The organism is Lysinibacillus sphaericus, assembly GCF_000600105.1.
GTDB lineage: Bacteria > Bacillota > Bacilli > Bacillales_A > Planococcaceae > Lysinibacillus > Lysinibacillus sphaericus.
The window spans coordinates 2203789-2222953 of sequence record NZ_CP006837.1 but is presented as its reverse complement, the minus strand read 5'-3'; the positions used below and the strand labels follow the sequence as shown (position 1 = coordinate 2222953).

The 19165-nt window shown below is 35.1% G+C and carries 12 protein-coding genes and 1 riboswitch; of the genes, 7 read left to right on the top strand and 5 right to left on the bottom strand.

Annotated elements, in window-relative coordinates; genetic code table 11:
* Positions 1-46: 46 nt before the first annotated feature.
* On the bottom strand, positions 47-3853 hold the full coding sequence (locus T479_RS22810; RefSeq protein WP_025219482.1) for an S-layer homology domain-containing protein: 3807 nt from the start codon (positions 3851-3853) through the stop codon (positions 47-49).
* 108 nt (positions 3854-3961) lie between these two features.
* Positions 3962-4693: a DUF4430 domain-containing protein gene (locus T479_RS10295; RefSeq protein ID WP_025219481.1), complete on the bottom strand. Its 732-nt coding sequence runs from the start codon at positions 4691-4693 to the stop codon at positions 3962-3964.
* 170 nt (positions 4694-4863) lie between these two features.
* Positions 4864-5060: riboswitch (cobalamin riboswitch) on the bottom strand.
* A gap of 491 nt (positions 5061-5551) precedes the next feature.
* On the opposite strand from T479_RS10295, the gene T479_RS10290 reads away from it, so the two are divergent.
* Complete coding sequence (locus T479_RS10290) at positions 5552-7351, top strand: S9 family peptidase (RefSeq protein ID WP_025219480.1); 1800 nt, start codon at positions 5552-5554, stop codon at positions 7349-7351.
* Positions 7352-7891: 540 nt separating this feature from the next.
* Here the strand turns inward: T479_RS10290 and T479_RS10285 are convergent.
* Positions 7892-8689, bottom strand: a complete 798-nt coding sequence (locus tag T479_RS10285) for a dihydrodipicolinate synthase family protein (protein ID WP_025219479.1) — start codon at positions 8687-8689, stop codon at positions 7892-7894.
* Between the two features lie 169 nt (positions 8690-8858).
* A complete protein-coding gene (locus T479_RS10280; RefSeq protein ID WP_025219478.1) occupies positions 8859-9407 on the bottom strand; it encodes a cupin domain-containing protein in 549 nt (182 codons plus the stop codon).
* 283 nt (positions 9408-9690) lie between these two features.
* Between T479_RS10280 and T479_RS10275 the strand changes: the two genes are divergently transcribed.
* From T479_RS10275 to T479_RS10250, 6 genes are all read left to right on the top strand, one after another.
* The gene (locus tag T479_RS10275; RefSeq protein WP_025219477.1) at positions 9691-10605 is read left to right on the top strand and encodes a LysR family transcriptional regulator; all 915 of its coding nucleotides are present in this window, start codon (positions 9691-9693) and stop codon (positions 10603-10605) included.
* A 520-nt stretch (positions 10606-11125) separates the two neighbouring features.
* Positions 11126-11692, top strand: a complete 567-nt coding sequence (locus T479_RS10270) for a TetR/AcrR family transcriptional regulator (RefSeq protein WP_025219476.1) — start codon at positions 11126-11128, stop codon at positions 11690-11692.
* A 57-nt stretch (positions 11693-11749) separates the two neighbouring features.
* A complete protein-coding gene (locus T479_RS10265) occupies positions 11750-13606 on the top strand; it encodes an alpha/beta fold hydrolase (protein WP_025219475.1) in 1857 nt (618 codons plus the stop codon).
* Between the two features lie 315 nt (positions 13607-13921).
* Complete coding sequence (locus T479_RS10260) at positions 13922-14467, top strand: hypothetical protein (protein WP_025219474.1); 546 nt, start codon at positions 13922-13924, stop codon at positions 14465-14467.
* 348 nt (positions 14468-14815) lie between these two features.
* Positions 14816-15592: a GNAT family N-acetyltransferase gene (locus tag T479_RS10255; protein ID WP_025219473.1), complete on the top strand. Its 777-nt coding sequence runs from the start codon at positions 14816-14818 to the stop codon at positions 15590-15592.
* Between the two features lie 399 nt (positions 15593-15991).
* Positions 15992-17560, top strand: a complete 1569-nt coding sequence (locus T479_RS10250) for a glycoside hydrolase family 10-like protein (protein WP_025219472.1) — start codon at positions 15992-15994, stop codon at positions 17558-17560.
* Positions 17561-18137: 577 nt separating this feature from the next.
* On the opposite strand, the gene accD is transcribed toward T479_RS10250, so the two are convergent.
* Complete coding sequence (gene accD / locus T479_RS10245; protein ID WP_025219471.1) at positions 18138-18986, bottom strand: acetyl-CoA carboxylase, carboxyltransferase subunit beta; 849 nt, start codon at positions 18984-18986, stop codon at positions 18138-18140.
* Between the last annotated feature and the right edge of the window lie 179 nt (positions 18987-19165).

Here is a 19165-nt window from a genome sequence, read left to right as displayed (position 1 = left end):
AAGATACTAACCCAAATGCTGTGATCACTTGGGTTAGTAGGGAAAATTACATGATGCCTGCGATATTTAACGTACGTTTTAAAATTTTTGCTGTTTGTCCACGTGTTAAAGAAGCACGTGGATCAAATGAACCATCCGGCTTACCTGTCATAATATCCAGGCTATTTAATAGCTCGATATAAGGCAAGTATTCAGCGCTAATATTGCTAGCGTCTGTGAAATTAACCTCTCCTGTGGCTTTCACATCAGCATTTAAATATTCTAAAATGCGTGCCATAAATGCCGCTGCTTGTTGACGTGTAATCGGTGCTTCAGGATTAAATGTTGAAGAAGTTGTGCCTTTTGTAATACCTGCCTCGAACAGAGCTTGAATATCTGTTGCATACCATTTGCCTTCTGTATCGTTAAATGGATTTTCACCTTTTGCCTGTAAACCAAGTGCACGGCTGATTAATACTGAAAATTGCGCACGAGTAATTGGTTTATATGGCTCAAACGTCTCTGGTGTAGTTCCTTTGATTACAAGACGGCTCGCTAAAAATTCAATTTCTTCTTTATTAGCTAAATGGGCAATATCGTTAAATGTTACTGTACTTTCTGTTACAACGAATGTACCACTAGATTTTGTGAAGAGAACAATTTCACCGTTCACAATTCTATGTGGAACAGGCTTGTATTCACTACCATCAAGCTGTAAAACGACCATATTCGGTTTTAACTCGTTGGCAAGTAGCGTAACTTTTAAATATTCTTTATCTATAGTAATTGACTTTGTTTTACCATTAGTAGCCTCAATACCGAATTTGACAGTGAATTGTTTATTTTTAGCTTCTTTCGTTACCGAGGCAATTATTTGCTCACTTTCTGTAAGCTTAATTCTAGTAAATATAGAAGTTGGAATTTCTATTTTGAAATTATTTTTGCTTTGAATAACAAACTTTTGTACATTCTTTTCAAGATATTCTTTAATATGTTTGGATGTAATAATTGCTTTGTTACTACCATCTTCAATAGTAATTTCAGCAACTGGATTATCTACATTTCCTCTGTTTCCTTTGTTTTCTTCATTTCCTTTATTCCCTTTATTCATTTCTTCAGCGCATTGTGTATCTGCGCCTGCACAATTCTTTTCTGTCTCTTTGCAATTTTCTGTATTTTCACCCTTGCATTTTTCTTTGTTTTCTTCAGCTGGAGGGCCACTTTTTTCGCTTCCATCTTCTACATATCCACCGACATCTTTACCTAAATCGGTCGTATAAAGCCATTCAACTGAATCACCAGGGGATAGTGTGTAAAGTGCCGCAGAATAAGAAGGGTATTGACCATTTACACGATACATCCAACCACTTAAAGGACCTCGGTCAAATTCATAAACACCCGCAATTCCGTCAATATATGTTCCATATTCTGTTTGACGATAGCTTAAGGCAACACTGTTTTCCGATGTTACTCGTTTTAAAACGTCAAAAGCAGTTTCACCAGCAAATAATTTAGTTGATGTTGATTTTAATGGCACTTCAGAAGACGAAATTCGAATTGAGAATGTCGTATAACCAATTTCTTCATTATCAGAAGGTTGTCCATCAGGGTTAGAAGGTTGATTTCCTTTATCATCAGGGTTGGAAGGTTCTTCTCCATCGCTTCCATTGTCAATATCTCCTGGATTATTTCCAGTATTATCTGACTTTGTATCTGACATATCGTAAAGAGCAGTTTGATTATTTAATAAACGGTTGTATGCTGCTAATGTATAGCCAACCTGAACCGTTGCCATGCCATTTGCTTTGTTTTCGATTAATACATGTTTAAAGCCACCATCTTCTGAGCTATATGTCATGATATTAGAAATGACTTTATTAAAACGATTATCGTTGTTAGCATTTATCCCTAAGCTTGCTAGAGCAGTCACAACCTGTGCTGGACTTTCAGCATTTTCAAAGTTATCTGACTTATATCCGCCATTAGGTAATTGAATAGCTGCTAATGTATCAATTGCACGATTAACGGCTGTTTTTACTTCTGCATTACTTTGATAGTATGGAGCGAGTGATTGAATGACCATTGCGGTGATATCAGGGTCAGCTTCAGTACCAGCATAGGCAAAGCCACCATCGTTTAATTGTCTTTGTAAAATATATTTAATTAATTTTTCACGTGTTGTTGTAGCTGTTTTAGGTAATTCAAAGTCCCATGTATCGAGTGCAATTAAAGTGAAGACGGCAGAGTTGATGCCTTGACGTGTTACAAAATTAAAATCTGTTAATTTTTCAACTAAATTATAGCCAGCGACATTTGTAGGATCTTTCCCGATAGCTGTAAGAGCTATTATTACCCGAGAGTAATCTGTTGCTTGAGAGGCGATTACGCCACTGTTTGATTTTACATGATTCTCTATATTTTTATAATATTTACTATAATAACTATTTGATAAATTGACATAACCACCACGTGCAAGTGTTAAAATAGTCCACTCTGATTGATAGACAGGCTGCGGTGAGCTTGATACTAAATATTGACCAACAGAGTTATAGGCTTTAATCGTTGTTGGTCTCAATTCTACTAATCGCTTTTGTAAAGTCTCTAGCTTATTATAATTTGATACAGATTGTTTTTCTTGAGCTGACAAATTATCATAGGCTTGTTGTGCTGCATTAACTTTCAAATGATCCGCCCATGTAACCGAGGCTATAGGGGGGAGCACGTTTATTTTAAATATCACTTCTTGAATCCGAGGGGCTGTTGTGAAAATGTTTTCTTTATCTACAAGCTCTTGATAATTATTTATTTTAGTTTTTTGATTTTTATCTAAGGCATTGTATGTTGTCCGAGCTTCTTCTAATTGTTTTTTTGTTGCCTCATCAGCAATCTGAATTGTTTCAGGAAGAGAGTCAATTAAATATATAACATATTCGATTTCTTTATCTACAAGATATTGGTAATTTGTTACATTTACTTTTTGCTGTGCTGGTATTCCTTTGTATATTTTACGAGTAGTATTGAATAGTGAACCTAACTCTTCATTGCTTATTTCTAATGACGAAATAGTAGAAATTAAAAGTCCGACGTATTTCAGTTCCTTTTCTATTAAGATAGCCTCTATTTGCACTAGTTTCTTTTTTTCATTTAGTAGTAAAGCGTTCCATTTCGTACGAGCATTTATTAATTGTTGAGCAATTGTTTCATCGAATGTATCAAATGAAGGAATAGAATTAATGAAGGCTTCTACCAGTTGGCCTTCTTTTTCACCAAGTTTGTTATTGTAATTACTTATTAATGCTTTTTTCTTTTGATCTAGTGTTAATGCACTATATGTTTTGCGAGCTGCTGTTAATTGTATAGCTGTTACCTCATCAGCAACTATAATTTCTGGGAGGCTATTCACCAAATTTATAAAGTTTTGTTCTTCAGGTGTAATAACATATACATAAATTGCCTTAGATACTTCACCAACTTTTGCGTTAATCTGAGCATCCCCAATTGAAATCGCTGTAACTAATCCTTGATTGTCAACTGTTGTAATTGTAGGAGCACTCGATGACCATTCAATTAGGGTACTATTTTCTGTTGTTGAGCTAGCTACAGCAAGTTGCGATGTTTCTCCAATTGTTAAAAATAAAGGTCCTGTGGTATTTAATTGAATATCACTAATTGTATTCGGCGCATTCTCTATTAATGGCGTCATAGTTAATTGTTCATTTGGATAGTCTAATTCTGTGTTATTTATGTCTGAAGTGTTTTGCTCGTATGTTTCTCCTTCAAGATGCTGTGCTTTGCCAGTGGCAGCAGGGGATAATAGCGAAAATATTAAAATAAAGATAATGACTAAATGTATTTGCTTTTTAAAAATATCCATTTGAAAACTCACTTCCTTTAGAGATGTTGCTAGTAATATCTAAAAAAACAATAGTACTGAAAAAGTGCATTTCTTTAAAATGGATTCACTTTTTCAGTACTTAATTACTTAGTTATTGGGTGTTACGTCAATCGTTAATGGTTCACTTGTTGAACCACCAAGTAGTGCATTTGCAGAGGCTGTAATCGAGATACCACCTTCTGCAGCTTGACCAGAAAATGTGATAACTGCTTGTTGATCTGTGTTGACAGTAATTGATTGAGCTGTTAACGCTGTAGTACCTGTGTTAATTGTCCAATTAGCAATATTAGAGGCATTTGTTAGAAATAGGTCACCCGTTAAATCCACAGTAACCTTTGGATTTATTTGTCCTACATCCACTGTGCTAGCAGTGCCCAGCTTAGCCCATGTCGTATAATAAATATGAACTTTATCATCAGGCTCTAATTTATAAGCATCTAAACCAACAGTTGGGCTAATACCATTTACAGTGTATACCCAACCATCCCAACCATTTAAGCTGCCACTAGCTCGCCCATCAACGGATTCAAGATAAGGACCATAGATAGGATGAATAGTAACTATATATGGAATACCGTTTGCTGTTAATGTATTTTCCATTAGTGATAATGCCGTAGTGCCAGTTGAGGCAATTTCCGTTGTTGCTGGTAGGATGGGACCATGCAAACCGTCAACAGATAATTGGACATCGAATGTTGCAATTTGTGCCTCTTGTTTTGTAGGTTGTAATACTGTTGTTGCACTTGCTGTCGGTGATAATAGCGAAACAGCTAAAAGAAAAGCGAACGCTATATGCCACCATTTTTTAAAAGTAACCATTTTGAAAACCTCCTAATTTTATTGTAGTGAAAGTTTTTGCGATTAACTCCAATAAAAAAGATGCTTCTCTTAAAAAAGGGAAGCATCCAAGGTAAACAGAAAAGGAGCATAATAAAATAATATGCCTGTCCATCTATTTGCCGTAAGTTCTCCTAGCTTCCGAAGAGAGTTAATACGATGGAATAAAGGCAGGTCTCCTGGCTCGTGTATCCTATTCAGAACCTTCCCATCTACTGGGGGCATTTTTCCCCGTTTGACAGTGGTATTTTCTGTAGTCATCTACACTTACAGTTGCGGAAACAGCTTCGGCTTTGCACCGAATTCCCTATTAAGCTCTTAAAAGAGCACCTTTATTCTGCAATTGCTATTCACTTGATGTTTAGTTTAACATATTTTCCTCATTTTCCAAATAGTTAAATAAAAAGGATAGATATTCCTTATCGAATAATGGAGTTACCTCCATTATTTTTGTTTATGTATATAAGTTATAATCGCAAGAAGGAACCGATAGATATCTCACTCTTCCGATTGTTAAAGCTATTACAAGTTATGTAGTAGATCGCAATATTGAGAAAAACTAGGGACAGATTTCTAAAATATTGTAGGGAAGAGAAGGGAGATAAGCTTTACTACTCAGGGAATACGAAGCTTTTTGAGGAGAAGCAGTTATCTTTAAAGATAATCCTATGAAATTTATCAATCAGGAAGTTTCTTTATTTTTTTATGATAAACAGAAGGTAAAATCATAGCATATAGTACATTTTCTTATCATATTTATTATACATTGAAGTGTAATAATGATATTTTATAAATAGATAGACTTTTCACTCAATTTAGAATAAGTAAGGAGTGTTGAATTTGATATCTTTTTCTAAACCAGATGTAGAACAGTTTTTACGAACATTTTCGATTGGTGATTTCGCGGTGAGTCCAGATGAAAAACAGCTAGTTTTCAGTACAAATTTAAGTGGCAAGTATAATTTATGGGCGATGAATTTACCAAATACGTTCCCGACACAGCTTACTTTCATTGACCAAAGCTGCCAAGGGCTTATCTATGACAAACAAGGACGGTTTATCATTGCTGGTTTTGACAGGAATGGGGACGAAAATACGCAATTTTATGGAATTCCACTTCAAGGTGGAACAATGAAAAAAATTATTTATGAAGAAGGAACTCGCAATTCTGTGCCCATTTTATCTGAAGATGGGCACAAGCTTTATTATACATCTTCGAAAGAAAATCCAACGTATTTAAATGCATATGTCTATGACTTGGTGACAGGTGAGGAAAAAACAGTTCTTGTGGGAAAAGATGCGCCCACTTTTTTACTCGATTTTAGCCCGAATGAAGAGGTAGCCCTCTACTATAAACATTTTGCTAATACGAATACACTACTATACGCTAAACGAGGAGAGGAGCATATTCTCCTGACTCCGCCAACAGATCAGCAACATACGGTCGGTGACGCAGTGTTTGTATCCGATAACCTCATCTATTTATTAACAAATTACAATGCTGATTTTACGTATTTGGCTTCCTATAATTTAGAGACAAATGAGTTTGTAAAATTGAAAGATTTAGAGAATGAAAGCTTTACTACGTTGAAATATAACAAAGAAAAGCAGTGTCTGTATGTCATCAGTGAAAAAGGTGTAGAAGATCATTTGTATAAGCATGATTTGTTATTGAATAATTGGGAAGAACTCGATTCACCATGCAGTATTATTGAAAAACTTATCGTCACAAAATCCGATAATTTGTATTTATTAGGAAGAAGTGCGACGAAGCCACATAATATCTATTATTTTAAGGAAAATGGATGGACTTCTTTAACGGAATACACAGTTCCAGGCGTAGATCAAAGTGAATTAGTGGAGCCAGATGTGATTACGTATTCTTCCTTTGATGGACTTGAAATAGAGTCCTTATTTTTCAAAGCTAACAAAGAAAATGATAATGGTGAAATCATTTTTTGGCCGCATGGTGGTCCGCAAGCCGCAGAGCGAAAATTTTTTAGAGCTTCCTTCCAATTCTTTTTAAATAATGGGTATAGCATTTTTGCGCCAAACTTCCGTGGATCAACAGGCTATGGATTAGCTTTCACAAAAATGGTAGAGGGAGATTGGGGACACGGTCCAAGACTTGATAATGTAGCTGGTCTCGACTGGCTCATTGAAAATGATTACGCGAAAAAAGGCAATATTCTATTGATGGGCGGAAGTTACGGAGGATACATGGCCTTATTGCTCCACGGTAGACACGCTGATTATTTCAAAGCCGTCGTGGATATATTTGGTCCATCTGATTTGTTCTCATTTATCAACTCAGTTCCTGAAGACTGGAAGCCCATTATGGATCAGTGGGTGGGAAACCCGGAAAAAGACAAGCAAAAACTCATTGAATACTCACCAATTACTTATTTAGAAAACATGGTGAAACCAATGCTAGTTATCCAAGGAGCCAATGACCCGCGTGTTGTAAAAGAGGAATCTGATCAAATCGTGCAGGCTTTAAAAGATAAAGGTCGTGAGGTCGAGTATATGCTTCTTGAAGACGAAGGACATGGCTTTTCTAAAAAAGAAAATGAAATTGCTGTTTATCAAAAAATCCTGTCATTTTTGAATCAGTTCGTTGAATCTAAAGTGAAAGCATAATGATACGTATGATAAAAGAAAAATAAGCCCAACTGGGAAAAAACCTAAAGAGTATTAACAATTCTTTCTTTAAGTAATGAGGGCGTAAGTTGATGGAAATATTAGTTGAAGTGAAAAAAGACTAGATTCTACATCAGTAGACCCTAGTCTTTTTTCATTTATCGTCCGTTTATAAGGGTAAAGAGAACATTGTATGTGCTAGTGCACGAATTTAAATCCTCATTCTCGGCAAATCATTTTAGTTTACATAATATAATACTAGCGAGGGAATATATGAATTGCTCCTGGAGTTACAAAGCGAAACACCTAGTTGCTGCGACTGCTTTTTTTACGTTAAACAAACGAGTACAGAGCGAGGCATAATTAGATTTTCGTATTGAAACCCCCTGACCAGCTTCAGGGGGTGTATTGACTACTAAGCATTCGCAATCCATTTCTGTTTTGTACAGCATAAAGCCGCATTCTCATGTTGAAAAATGCGGCTATTTCAAAAAAGTCGTTTGTTTGAATCAACTGTGTATAGTAGCTGAAAACTAGTTACTAATTAATGGGCGATCGACAAGGACCTACCTTTATACCAAGGGAATTGTAATGTTTTTTTATGTTGATAACGGCTTGATAATGTGTCACTTCGTCAATTAGTTGATTTATTTTATGAACATCAACTGGTTTTTTCATTAGTAGGTCATTTAAAATTTGCTTAATTTCTTTAGGGTAAACATTGCCTACCATACTGGAAAGTCCATTGCAGCCACCGAGTATTTTTTCTATGAGGTCAACATCTCCTCCAGCAAACATAATGAAATCATCGGGTAACTGTGTATTTTTATGACGCTTCACATTGTACTCTTCTTTAAGGCCGATAAGGTTCGGGTGTTGTTGAGAAACAAGTTCATTCAGGGATTCAACACTTAGGTTAAATCCAGTTCGGGCAGGATTATTATATAGCACAACTTTTTTAGTAGTATGTGTTAGCAATTCATTAACATAAGCAATGGCTTGTTTTTGTGATGGTTGAATATAAAGTGGAAACTGGACAAGAATGGCATCAAAAACAGATTTCTCAAGTGCTTGAATTAGTTTTATCGCATCTCTCGTTCTCGCACCTGAAACACCAAACATTAGTTCAATATTTTGAAAGTTTTGCTTATTAAAGTAATCAATGATTTGCAATCGTTCATCAATGCTCATTGAATTTTGCTCACCGGTAGAACCAGATACAAGTAGTGACTCAATTCCGTTATTCTTTAAATGTTCAACAATGGGGTTGAAACCTTCTAAATATAAGCTTTCATCATCATGAAAGGGGGTTGGAATAGCAACATTTAGATTTTTCATCAATTATATCCTCCAATTATTTACCCAATAATATTAATATAGAACCAACGTAATACCACCACTTTGTACGGATAAGAGGATGAACTATCTCTCCACGTGTGTTCACGAATCTGTACAAACTTATTGTCAGAGGTATGAGTAAATTCATTGCTGGCAGGAGCTTGTTATTTTACTTTTCTGGTAAAATATCATTCTTATTAGTGATATTTTCTTTAACAACATGTTTTGCTCCTGACCCAACAGGTTCTTCCAAAAACCATGTCCCCATACCGGAGACAGTAGGTACATCCTGGATAGTATAAAGAACAGCATTATCATGATCAGACGTATTGCAATGTTCGTGTGAAAGCCAAGCAGGAGATACAAATACATCGCCTTTTTCCCACTCAATTTTCTCGCCATTAATGATACTATAGCCTTCTCCTTCAAATACAATAAAGATAGCCAAATTACTGTGTTTGTGTGGGTTATTATGTTCACCTGGCGCCAATACTTGGACCACTGCGTTTATAGTAGGGGTCACACCGTATTTATCACCAGTATCTTTATTTATCAGCGAAACTGCGCCTCTGCCATCACCCATAAAATCGCTAGACAATGAATCATCTAATTGTGCCTTTATATCTGTTCCTTTCCAAATACAAGGACGAACAGTCGACTTGGTACTTTTTTGTAAAAAATCTTTGTAACTAATAATATCCGTTCTTTGATCGCTCATTTTAATAACCTCCTAGGTTTTTTGAGAATTTTTTAACCTTCCTGTGCTTCCATCGCCCTATCAAATCTTAAAGGCACCTCCTTTCAGGACTAAGTGAATTTAAAGCAATACAGCGTTGGAAAGGGAAACCCACTTTATTAAATACTGTTATAAACTGGGCTTGTAATTACAGTTTAGGGCACCTCAAACCATAGTTCAATTCAATTATTTATATAGTAATAATAGGTTAAAACTATGATACAATACATATTGCCATAAATTGATTTATGAGGGGGACCCTAGAATGGAATTAAGACAACTTGAATATTTTCGTTCAGTATGCCAGGAACTTCACTTTACAAGAGCTGCAGAAAAGATTGGAATTTCCCAACCATCTTTAAGCCAACAAATTCGCCTATTGGAGCATGAGATTGGAGCACCTTTATTTGATCGAATTGGTAAAAAGACGGCACTTACAGAATCAGGAAGACTACTTCTGAAGTATACTCAGAATATTTTCCATGAAATAGAACAAGCACAAACTGCTATAAAGGAATTAAACGGACTCCAAAGAGGAAATATTTCTATCGGAACATTGTTAACAGTTGAAAATTACCTAATTCCACCGACATTACTTAATTTTCATCGTTTATACCCTGCTATTAAAATTTCTGTGTTTGGACTACGCACGGAAGACATTAGGATAAGCTTGTTAGAAAATAAATTGGATATAGGGATTGTTTTTTTACCTATGAAAGATAGAGAATTAGAATCGATTTCTTTGTACAAGGAGGAACTGGCTCTTGCGGTACCCAATGGGCATCCATTAGAAGAACAGGAAATGGTCCATTTGGATGTTTTGCGGACAACAGCGTCCGTTTTATTTCCTGAAAACTACTTTATAAGACAACTTATCAATAAATCTTGCAATGACTTGGGATTTCTCCCTCAGCCCGCTTTTGAAATAACAACGATGGAATCGTTAATTGACATGGTTGAAAAAGGAGTAGGAGTGACTATATTGCCTAAACCTTATTTAGAGTGCCTTAGCAATAATAAAATAAGAGTCATTCCAATTGTAAATTCTAATCTTTCCCGAGAAGTAGGAATCGTCTATAGGAAAGATAAATATATGGGTGCTGCTACACGTATGTTTATTGAACAGCTAAAGGCTACCACGATTAATTTGAATTATAAAACCAATAAAGATACTGATTAAAGATTACCTAGTTGAACCTAACGAGGTGGTGTTGCAATGGATAACAGGCTAAAACAACAATGAATTCTCTTAAGGTCCATTTTTCAGGAAGTTCCAAAATCAAAACCCCCCTTGATGCTCAAGGGGGGTTTCGAATTGTTCATTTTTATCGTTTATACATGATTTTAAAGCAAAATAGATATTATAAAGGTTGTCACTTAACGATCGGAAGTGGTTAGGTTAAAAGTAGAAGACAGAAATAAAATTGGAGGTAGGATAATGGATAAAAGAGGGATGAGGAGGATGCTTTAGATGTTGTCCAGCAAACAGTGCTACCGGCGATTGAGTCCATTCATCGTGAAGCCCAAGTTCGCTTAGTGTATCCACCCAATCTCTTTGTAATTCTATACAAAAAACCACTATGCAAAGTAAAAACAATTAAAGTATAGCTTTTTTTATCAATTTTTTATTAAACTAACAAAAATACTTGCAACATCTGTTTTAGTACTATATAGTACTAATTATGACAAAAGGAAAATTAATGAATCAAAAACGTGTGATTGAAGTAGCTGCAACATTATTTTTAGAAAAAGGGTTTGCTTATACAAGCATGGATGAATTAGTTCGTGTAAGCAAAGTTTCAAAGTCTAATGTGTATTATCACTTTTCTAATAAGGAAGAATTGTTGGATGGGGTCGTCGATTATTGGATTGCAATGTATCAAGCTGCAATTGATGACTTACTATCTCAAAACCAATTATTAGTTGAAGATCGTATCCAACTTTTTTTAAAGCAATTATCACAAGGAGTACAGACGAGAGAATATAAGGGGGGATGTCCATTTATTACGCTTTATATTCAAAGCCCTACAAATGCCTCAAAAGTAAAAGAAAAAATAGGTCTTTTTTTCGTAGGATTACAAACGAAAGTTTCTCTATTACTTAAACAAGGGGTAGAGAATGGTGAATTTAAAAAGACAATTAATATTGACGAGGTTGCATCTCTTTTTATTACAAATCTTGAAGGAGCGCTATTTATTTCAGAAACACTAAAGGATGCAACTGTAATCATGAAAACAGCAGATCATTTGTTTAACTTGCTTCGATAAAAGAAGCATTTTTTTTACACCAAATTAGTACTAAATAGTACTAAAAGGAGGATTTATATGAGAACAGTATTTTTAACTGGCGGAACAGGTTTTATTGGAAAGGAATTAGTGAAGGAATTAGCCAAAGAGCAGGTTACAATTCTTCTATTAGTGAGATCGAAAAGCAAAGCAACACGCATTTATCAAGAAAGAGGCATCTTAAATGAGGCAGTTATGCACTTTATTGAAGGTGATTTGACGAAAATAGACTTAGGTCTAAGTGCTGAAGATAGGGAGTGGGTATTGAAAACGGATGTGATTATTCACGCAGGAGGCCCCATGGATATTCAAGCGACAAGCAAAGAGGCTGCTTCCGTATTTTTGAATGGTGCCAAACATATTAGTGAATTCGCTAAAAACATCCACCAATTGAAGGGATTGCAACAATTTATTCATGTTGTAGGCTATATGAGTCCCTTTGATGATAAAAATAGCAAAATTGCGATAGATGTGTTTAAAGAAGGAAACAATTTTTTGAAAATAAAAAATCCATATGAGAGAACAAAGTTTTTAGCAGATCTTTATATCCGTCAGCAGGCATCAACAATAGGTTATCCGCTTTCAGTAATTAATCCACCAACTGTAGTTGGTAGTAGTAAAACAGGGAGTACGGAGCAAACAGGAGGCTTAGGCTTGCTTGTGATGAGTATGCGAAAAGGGCTCATGCCAGTGATTCCTGGAGGTAAGAAATATAGATTACCACTTATTGCAAACGACGAACTAGCAAAGTTTATTGTGCAGGTTTTCAGATTGGAGCAACCAACTATACAAACATATACACTTGTTGAAGATAAACAACACGATCAAAATATTTCACAATTATTAGATGTTATGTCAGAAAGTATGAATATGACTGCACCTAAAATCTCTGCCCCATTGCCATTTATGAAAGCACTTATGAATAGTGGCGTAAGCAAAATAACCCAAATTCCTGCTGATGGGCTAAACTTTATTACAAATCGAACATTTTCAAATGGTTCAGTGAAAAAGATTATGGGAGAAGATTGGTTTAAGGAGACAAATGTAATGAAATTTTCCCCAGCCGTAATAGCTGATCTGGATTATCGCATGATGTATCAAAATGGCCAGCACAGTCATTTATTTAAACGAACATTATGTTACAATACTACCATTTACCAATCACAAGGAGAGGGTAAACCGTTTATTTTATTACATGGTTTATTAAGTGATGGAGAGGATTTATTTCCTTTAGGGAAAGAGCTTCATGAAAAAACGGGTCGACCTGTATGGATTATGGACCTTCCGGGTTTGGGACGTTCTCCTTTTAAACGAGAGAAAAATCTTTTAAATATCTATTTGAATGTATTGAAAAAGTTATTGGAGAAAGCTACTAATGGTGCCCATCTAATTGGCCATTCATTTGGTGCGTATATTCTTTTGGAAGCATTAGTACAAAAGCACATAGATAAGAAGTATACAATTACTTTACTTCAGCCACCTGTTGCTATAAAAAAGGCTAAATCGATAAATGTTCCTCAATTTATGAACAAATGGACATTGAAATTGGCAACTACTAAATTGATAGAGCGTTATTTATTAAGTAATGGTTTATTTGAAAGTACGGAGAGTATCCCTGAACATTACATTGAAAAAATTACTAGCAGTTTTACTTCTCCTAGAATTTTAAATACTACGGTTCAGCTTAACAGTTTACTATTGAAAAACGTTCAAGGTGATTTCAATGAAGTAACAAAGTATAACCTTCACATTATTTGGGGGGATTATGACAGAGGCTATTCTGCTCCTTCGCATCTTGGTAAGGTTGATTTTGTTCCATATGGACATCATTTTCCTCTTAACCATCCGAGTGAAACGGCTAATTTGGTAATAAAAAATAGTAGTACTAGCAGATGAGAGTGTATATCCGTATCCTAAGGTAGTAAAATGCGAATTGAACAAAGTATTGCTCTTTACGCATGGCATGTAATTACCCTTATCTTGACAAAGGATAAAGACTTTTATTATGCGCTGGGAGAGTAATCGAGATGGGCAACGGTACGCGTTTCTGAATCTCGATACGTCTCATAACTCTAATATTATTTTGAAAATTAGTAAATTACATCAATGAAATATCCCCATACGATGGTTTTGAACTTAAATCGTAAAAAACTAATAATTTTCATTTATGTTAATATTAAGGAAACTCTTTGAATATTAAATGGGGTGGAAATGTTGAAAAGATATTTTTACATAAGCATTTTATTTAGTTCATTGGCTTTATCAGGTTGTATTAATGGGGAAGCTGATAACAAAGAAGCAACTGCAGAATCGTTGACTACTAAAAATACCAAAACAATTAACATAGATGATAAAACTAAAAAGACAGAAGAAGTAAAAGAAGTTGAAAAAAAGGAACCTGTTATCTTAGATGTCACTGATATAGAGAAAGTAGCACCAATTAGAAGTTTTTATCCTATTGCGATTGATGCAGAGATAACATCTCCTATAGGTGAAAGTAAATCTTATTTTAATCATTCTGGTGATAGTCCATTTAAAATAACTGTATTAAATATTGGTACTGAAAGTTTTATATACAAAATTCAAAATGTAGATACAGAAACAAAAGTAGCAAATGGTATTTTAAAAAGTAATGAAAGTTATGAGAAGATATTTGATGGTTTCCCTAAAGGCGCTTATGTCATATCTTTCCTAATAGAAGAAGAAGGGTTGCCTACAGATATAAAGCTAAAGATAAAGGTAGAGATGCTCCGCTAACTAATTTGTTTTTTAGGTGTACAAACAAAACCTTGTTCAACTAACTGTAGCAGTAGTGAAACAAGGTGTTTCTAATGGAACTATCGCTTTAGTAACTAGGATCTTTTCTTTAATAGCATGCATATTCTTTTTCGAAATCTATTTTCCTTCTTTAACTATAACAAGGGGCTTTGTTGCACAAGTGAAAAAGTGAACACAATCGGGCGCAGTACCTTATGGAACAAGGAAAAACGTCTTTTTTACGAAAAAAGGTTGAGTTTAACGTCTTCTTTTGAAATAATTGGTACTAATCTAATTAAAGGATTAAGATTCGTTAGAAAAGAATTTTTAAAATATAGGGGGTCGCCCATGGATAAAAATGCATTAATCTCACTATTCCACAAAGAACTTCGACAAGAGGCTCGAGTAAAAGGTTACATAAGAGAGGAAACAGAACATGTCGTGCGTCACATTTCACAGTTTGGTGAAAAAGGGTTCATTATCTCATCTAATGTAAACGAAAGTGATGTAAGAGAAATTATTAAGAACGAGTTAAACTATTTTAGTAACCTTGAGCAAGATTTTGAGTGGAAGGTGTATAACTATGACAAGCCTACTAGTTTGAAAGATATTCTTGAACAAGAAGGATTCACAGTAGATGACCCTGAAGCACTAATGGTCATGAAGTTAGATGAACAGCATCCCTTGCTTAATTATGACCAAAACTTCAACTTAAAGGAAATAACAGATGAACAAGGCATTCAAGACATTATTGTTCTAGAAGATGCCATCTGGAATGTACCGCATGCTGAGCTGGGAGAAAGACTTTGGAGAGATAAACAGAATAATCCTGAATCCCTATACCTTTATGGAATTTATGAAGATGGTCAGCTTGTAAGTGCAGCTTGGATGTATTTAGAAGAAAACTCCTCCTTCGCCAGCTTATGGGGAGGTTCAACACTACCGTTGTTCCGAGGAAAAGGTTATTATACAGCACTTTTAGCTACTCGTGCAAAAAAGGCATATGAAAATGGGCATCCTTTCCTTACTGTTGACGCCAGTTCAATGAGTAGGCCTATCCTAGAAAAGAGTGGTTTTCTATGTCTTGCATACTCTTATGGCTGCCAGTCACCTTCTACCAAGTAGTAGAGCCTTGTACTTAAAAAACTAGCTAATAGAAGCTCATGTGTTATTCCGTTAAAGGGTGCGATTGTGGACTAAGCGTATTCAACTAATGGCGTGCGTTAGTATGGTACACTTTATCACACAAACTTAACAATTGACCAAATGATTGGAAATAGAAATTACCAGTGAAGGGAGAATAATTGGGTATTTGTGGTATTATATAGTGAGCGAAGAAACAGAATAAAATTTTCCACCGAGCTTCGCAAACAATTGAAATTACAAATAGGGGGTCTGCCGACAAAATTTAGAAGGATCAATCAGTTCCTACTTTTATAGAATAGGCTGAAATGGTATTTACTTAGGTTATAGTAACAGCTAGGTTTGAATAGCTGAGAATTAAAAGGAGAGATTTCAATATTTATGTTTAAAAATTTTTTTGGAAAGTGCTTAGTAACTTTTTTTGTTTTACTTTTACTTATCCCTGGTTTTACAAATCAAAAGGCTACAGCTAATTCACTACCTCAAAATGAAATGCGTGCAGCCTGGATTGCAACAGTTTCTAATATTGATATGAAGGCAGGTATGAGTAAAACCCAATATACTCAATGGGTTCAAAGTACTTTAGACAAATTAAAAGCTAATAACTTTAATACAGTTATTTTTCAAGTTAAGCCATTAAATGATGCACTGTACCCATCTAAGCTTGCTCCATGGTCATCGTATATAACAGGCAAGACACAAGGGACCAATCCGGGTTTTGATCCATTGCAAATAATGCTGGACGAAGCACATAAGCGAGGATTAGAACTTCATGCTTGGGTAAACCCATATAGGGTCACGATGCCATCGCAATCTTTGTCTAATCTTGCTGCCGATAATGTAGCCCGTAAAAATTCTAATTGGGTAGTGAAATACGGTAAACAATACTATTTAGATCCTGGTTTGCCGGAAGTTCAAAATTACTTATTATCAACCATAGAAGAATTAGTAAGCAACTATGATATCGACGCAGTACATATGGATGATTACTTCTATCCTTATAAAATAAAAGGAGAGACTTTTCAAGATCAACAAACTTTTAAAAAGTATGGTGGCTCATTCAATAATATTGAAGACTGGCGCAGAAATAATGTTAATGAATTAGTTAAAAAGGTTTATGCAAGCATTAAGGCAATTAAACCACATGTTCAATACGGAATATCTCCGTTTGGAATTTGGCGAAACAAAAAGCAAGATTCTACTGGTAGTAACACGAATGGAATGAGTAACTACGATGATCTTTATGCTGATACAAGACAGTGGATTAAAGATGGTAGTATCGATTATATTGCGCCTCAAATCTATTGGTCTAGAAATCATAAAGCAGCAAATTACTCGGTTTTATTAGATTGGTGGGGAAGAGAAGTTCAAACGTACGCAAAAGTCCATCCTGTTAATCTATATATTGGCATGGCCAATCATAAAGTTGGAAATGATTCTGATACTGCGTGGAATAATAAGACGGAAATTATCAGCCAAGTAAACGCCAACAGAGCAAATAATAATGCTCAAGGACAAATGCATTTTTCTCTAAGAAGTATAAACAATAACGCTCTTGGACATGCTTCTTATCTAAATCAGCAACTATACAATTATAAAGCTTTAACACCTTCAATTTATTGGAAAGACTCTGCAATACCTTTACGTCCAACTGATGTTAAATTGAGTAAAGAGTCTTTCGGCATGAAGCTTACTATTACAGATGAAAATAGTACTCAACCAAGGAAATATGTAATATATCGATTTGATGGAACAAAAGAAGGATCATATGAAGACGCTAAAAATATAGTGGACGTGGTTTATAACACACAAGGTAATACGATTTATGTAGATACGAAGGCAAATAAGAGTAAAGTATACACATATGGTATAAAGTCTATATCTGCTACAGGTGTGGAAAGTAAAACTGCTTTTGTTCTAAAAGACGGAATTCCTTACCAGTCAAACTGAAAAGTTTAATCATAACAACCTCGTAACTATAGCTTACGAGGTTGTTTCCATTAGTTAGTTAAACGCAGAGGAACATTTAGTTTTCCTTATTGTAAAGCAGCTCTATATACGGCCTGGAGATATATCAGTAAGGGGCAGGTTACGAACCATCAAAGGTCGTAACAGTTGCTACAAATGCTTAAAAACAAAAGAAAAGAGAATCACACCGTCACGCGTGAGAAACTTTATGTATCGTTAGTAATTAAAACCGATCTTTATGGGTAGTTGACGTATCCAAGCCCTCCTCCACGCAAAATAATTTTAGTTTACATAATATAAATTATAGGAAGTTACGTTTCATAGTTAAGTATACTTATGATAGTGAGACAGAATAGATGTTCTTGGACACCAAAGTCTAAACTTTACTTCAGTGTCAAAAAGTTTAGACTTTGATGTCTTCTTTATTTATTTCGCATAGGATTGTTTTAATGACTATAAAAATAAAAAAAATCCATGATAAATTGATTGATTAAGATCAGTTTTTAATTCATCCATTTTTTCTCGTTATTGTACTATCGGTTCTTCAAAAGCTAAATTTTTAGACATGTTGCACATCGCCATTTGTATGCATTTTTACAAGCATCGCTACTTGGTTTCGTAAATCCTTCCTATGGAAAACTGCATCAAGCTGACCATGCGCTAGTAAAAACTCTGACTTTTGGAAATCATTTGGTAATTTTTCTCTTAATGTTTCTTCAATTACACGGCGACCAGCAAAGCCAATCAATGCTTGTGGTTCTGCAATATTAATATCTCCAACAGAAGCAAAGCTTGCTGAAACGCCACCGTATGTAGGGTGCGTCATGATTGAAATAAATAATAGTCCTTCTTCACTATGACGTTTTAATGCCACACTCGTTTTTACCATTTGCATTAATGATAGAATACCTTCTTGCATGCGCGCGCCACCACTAGCAGTAAAGATAATAACCGGTACACGTAACTCAATAGCTTTTTCAACGGCACGTGTGATTTTTTCTCCTACAACGGAGCCCATTGAGCCCATACGGAAATGAGAATCCATAATTGCTACAACAATTTCTTCTCCATCAAGAGTACCTAACCCAGTCAGTACAGCTTCGCTTAATCCCGTTTGTTGTTTAGCCACTGAAATTTTTTCTACATAATCAGGGAAATTAAGTGGATTACTTGTTTGTAAATGATCATCCATTGAAACAAATGAACCTTCATCTAAGAAATAGGCTACGCGCTCCTGTGCAGTCATTTTGAAATGATGGTCGCATTTTGTACACACTTTATGATTTTTTTCTAATTCCTTTGTTAACTGAATATGACGGCATTCTGGACATTTTGTCATAAGTCCTTCTGGAAATCTCTTTTCCTGTCCGTCCTCTTTCTTTTTACTAAATAAGCTACGTATTGCCATGTTTTACTCCCCCTATGTTTGTCTAAATGCCTTGTTCAGCATTTTTGTTCGTAAGCTTTTAATGCTTCTTTTTCATAGCCAAGCTGCATCGATTTAAACGGTCACAGGCATAAACTGCTAATTGAAGCAGACTTTTAGTGAAAAACGATTATTTCTGACGTGATGATTATTTCTCGTAA

Excerpts from the sequence above, each read along its gene's own strand:
- T479_RS22810 (WP_025219482.1), bottom strand. The coding sequence starts at position 3,853 with ATGGATATTTTTAAAAAGCAAATACATTTAGTCATTATCTTTATTTTA.
- T479_RS10265 (WP_025219475.1), top strand. The coding sequence starts at position 11,750 with ATGAGAACAGTATTTTTAACTGGCGGAACAGGTTTTATTGGAAAGGAA.
- T479_RS10285 (WP_025219479.1), bottom strand. The coding sequence starts at position 8,689 with ATGAAAAATCTAAATGTTGCTATTCCAACCCCCTTTCATGATGATGAA.
- accD (WP_025219471.1), bottom strand. The coding sequence starts at position 18,986 with ATGGCAATACGTAGCTTATTTAGTAAAAAGAAAGAGGACGGACAGGAA.
- T479_RS10250 (WP_025219472.1), top strand. The coding sequence starts at position 15,992 with ATGTTTAAAAATTTTTTTGGAAAGTGCTTAGTAACTTTTTTTGTTTTA.
- T479_RS10275 (WP_025219477.1), top strand. The coding sequence starts at position 9,691 with ATGGAATTAAGACAACTTGAATATTTTCGTTCAGTATGCCAGGAACTT.
- T479_RS10260 (WP_025219474.1), top strand. The coding sequence starts at position 13,922 with ATGTTGAAAAGATATTTTTACATAAGCATTTTATTTAGTTCATTGGCT.
- T479_RS10255 (WP_025219473.1), top strand. The coding sequence starts at position 14,816 with ATGGATAAAAATGCATTAATCTCACTATTCCACAAAGAACTTCGACAA.
- T479_RS10295 (WP_025219481.1), bottom strand. The coding sequence starts at position 4,693 with ATGGTTACTTTTAAAAAATGGTGGCATATAGCGTTCGCTTTTCTTTTA.
- T479_RS10280 (WP_025219478.1), bottom strand. The coding sequence starts at position 9,407 with ATGAGCGATCAAAGAACGGATATTATTAGTTACAAAGATTTTTTACAA.
- T479_RS10270 (WP_025219476.1), top strand. The coding sequence starts at position 11,126 with ATGAATCAAAAACGTGTGATTGAAGTAGCTGCAACATTATTTTTAGAA.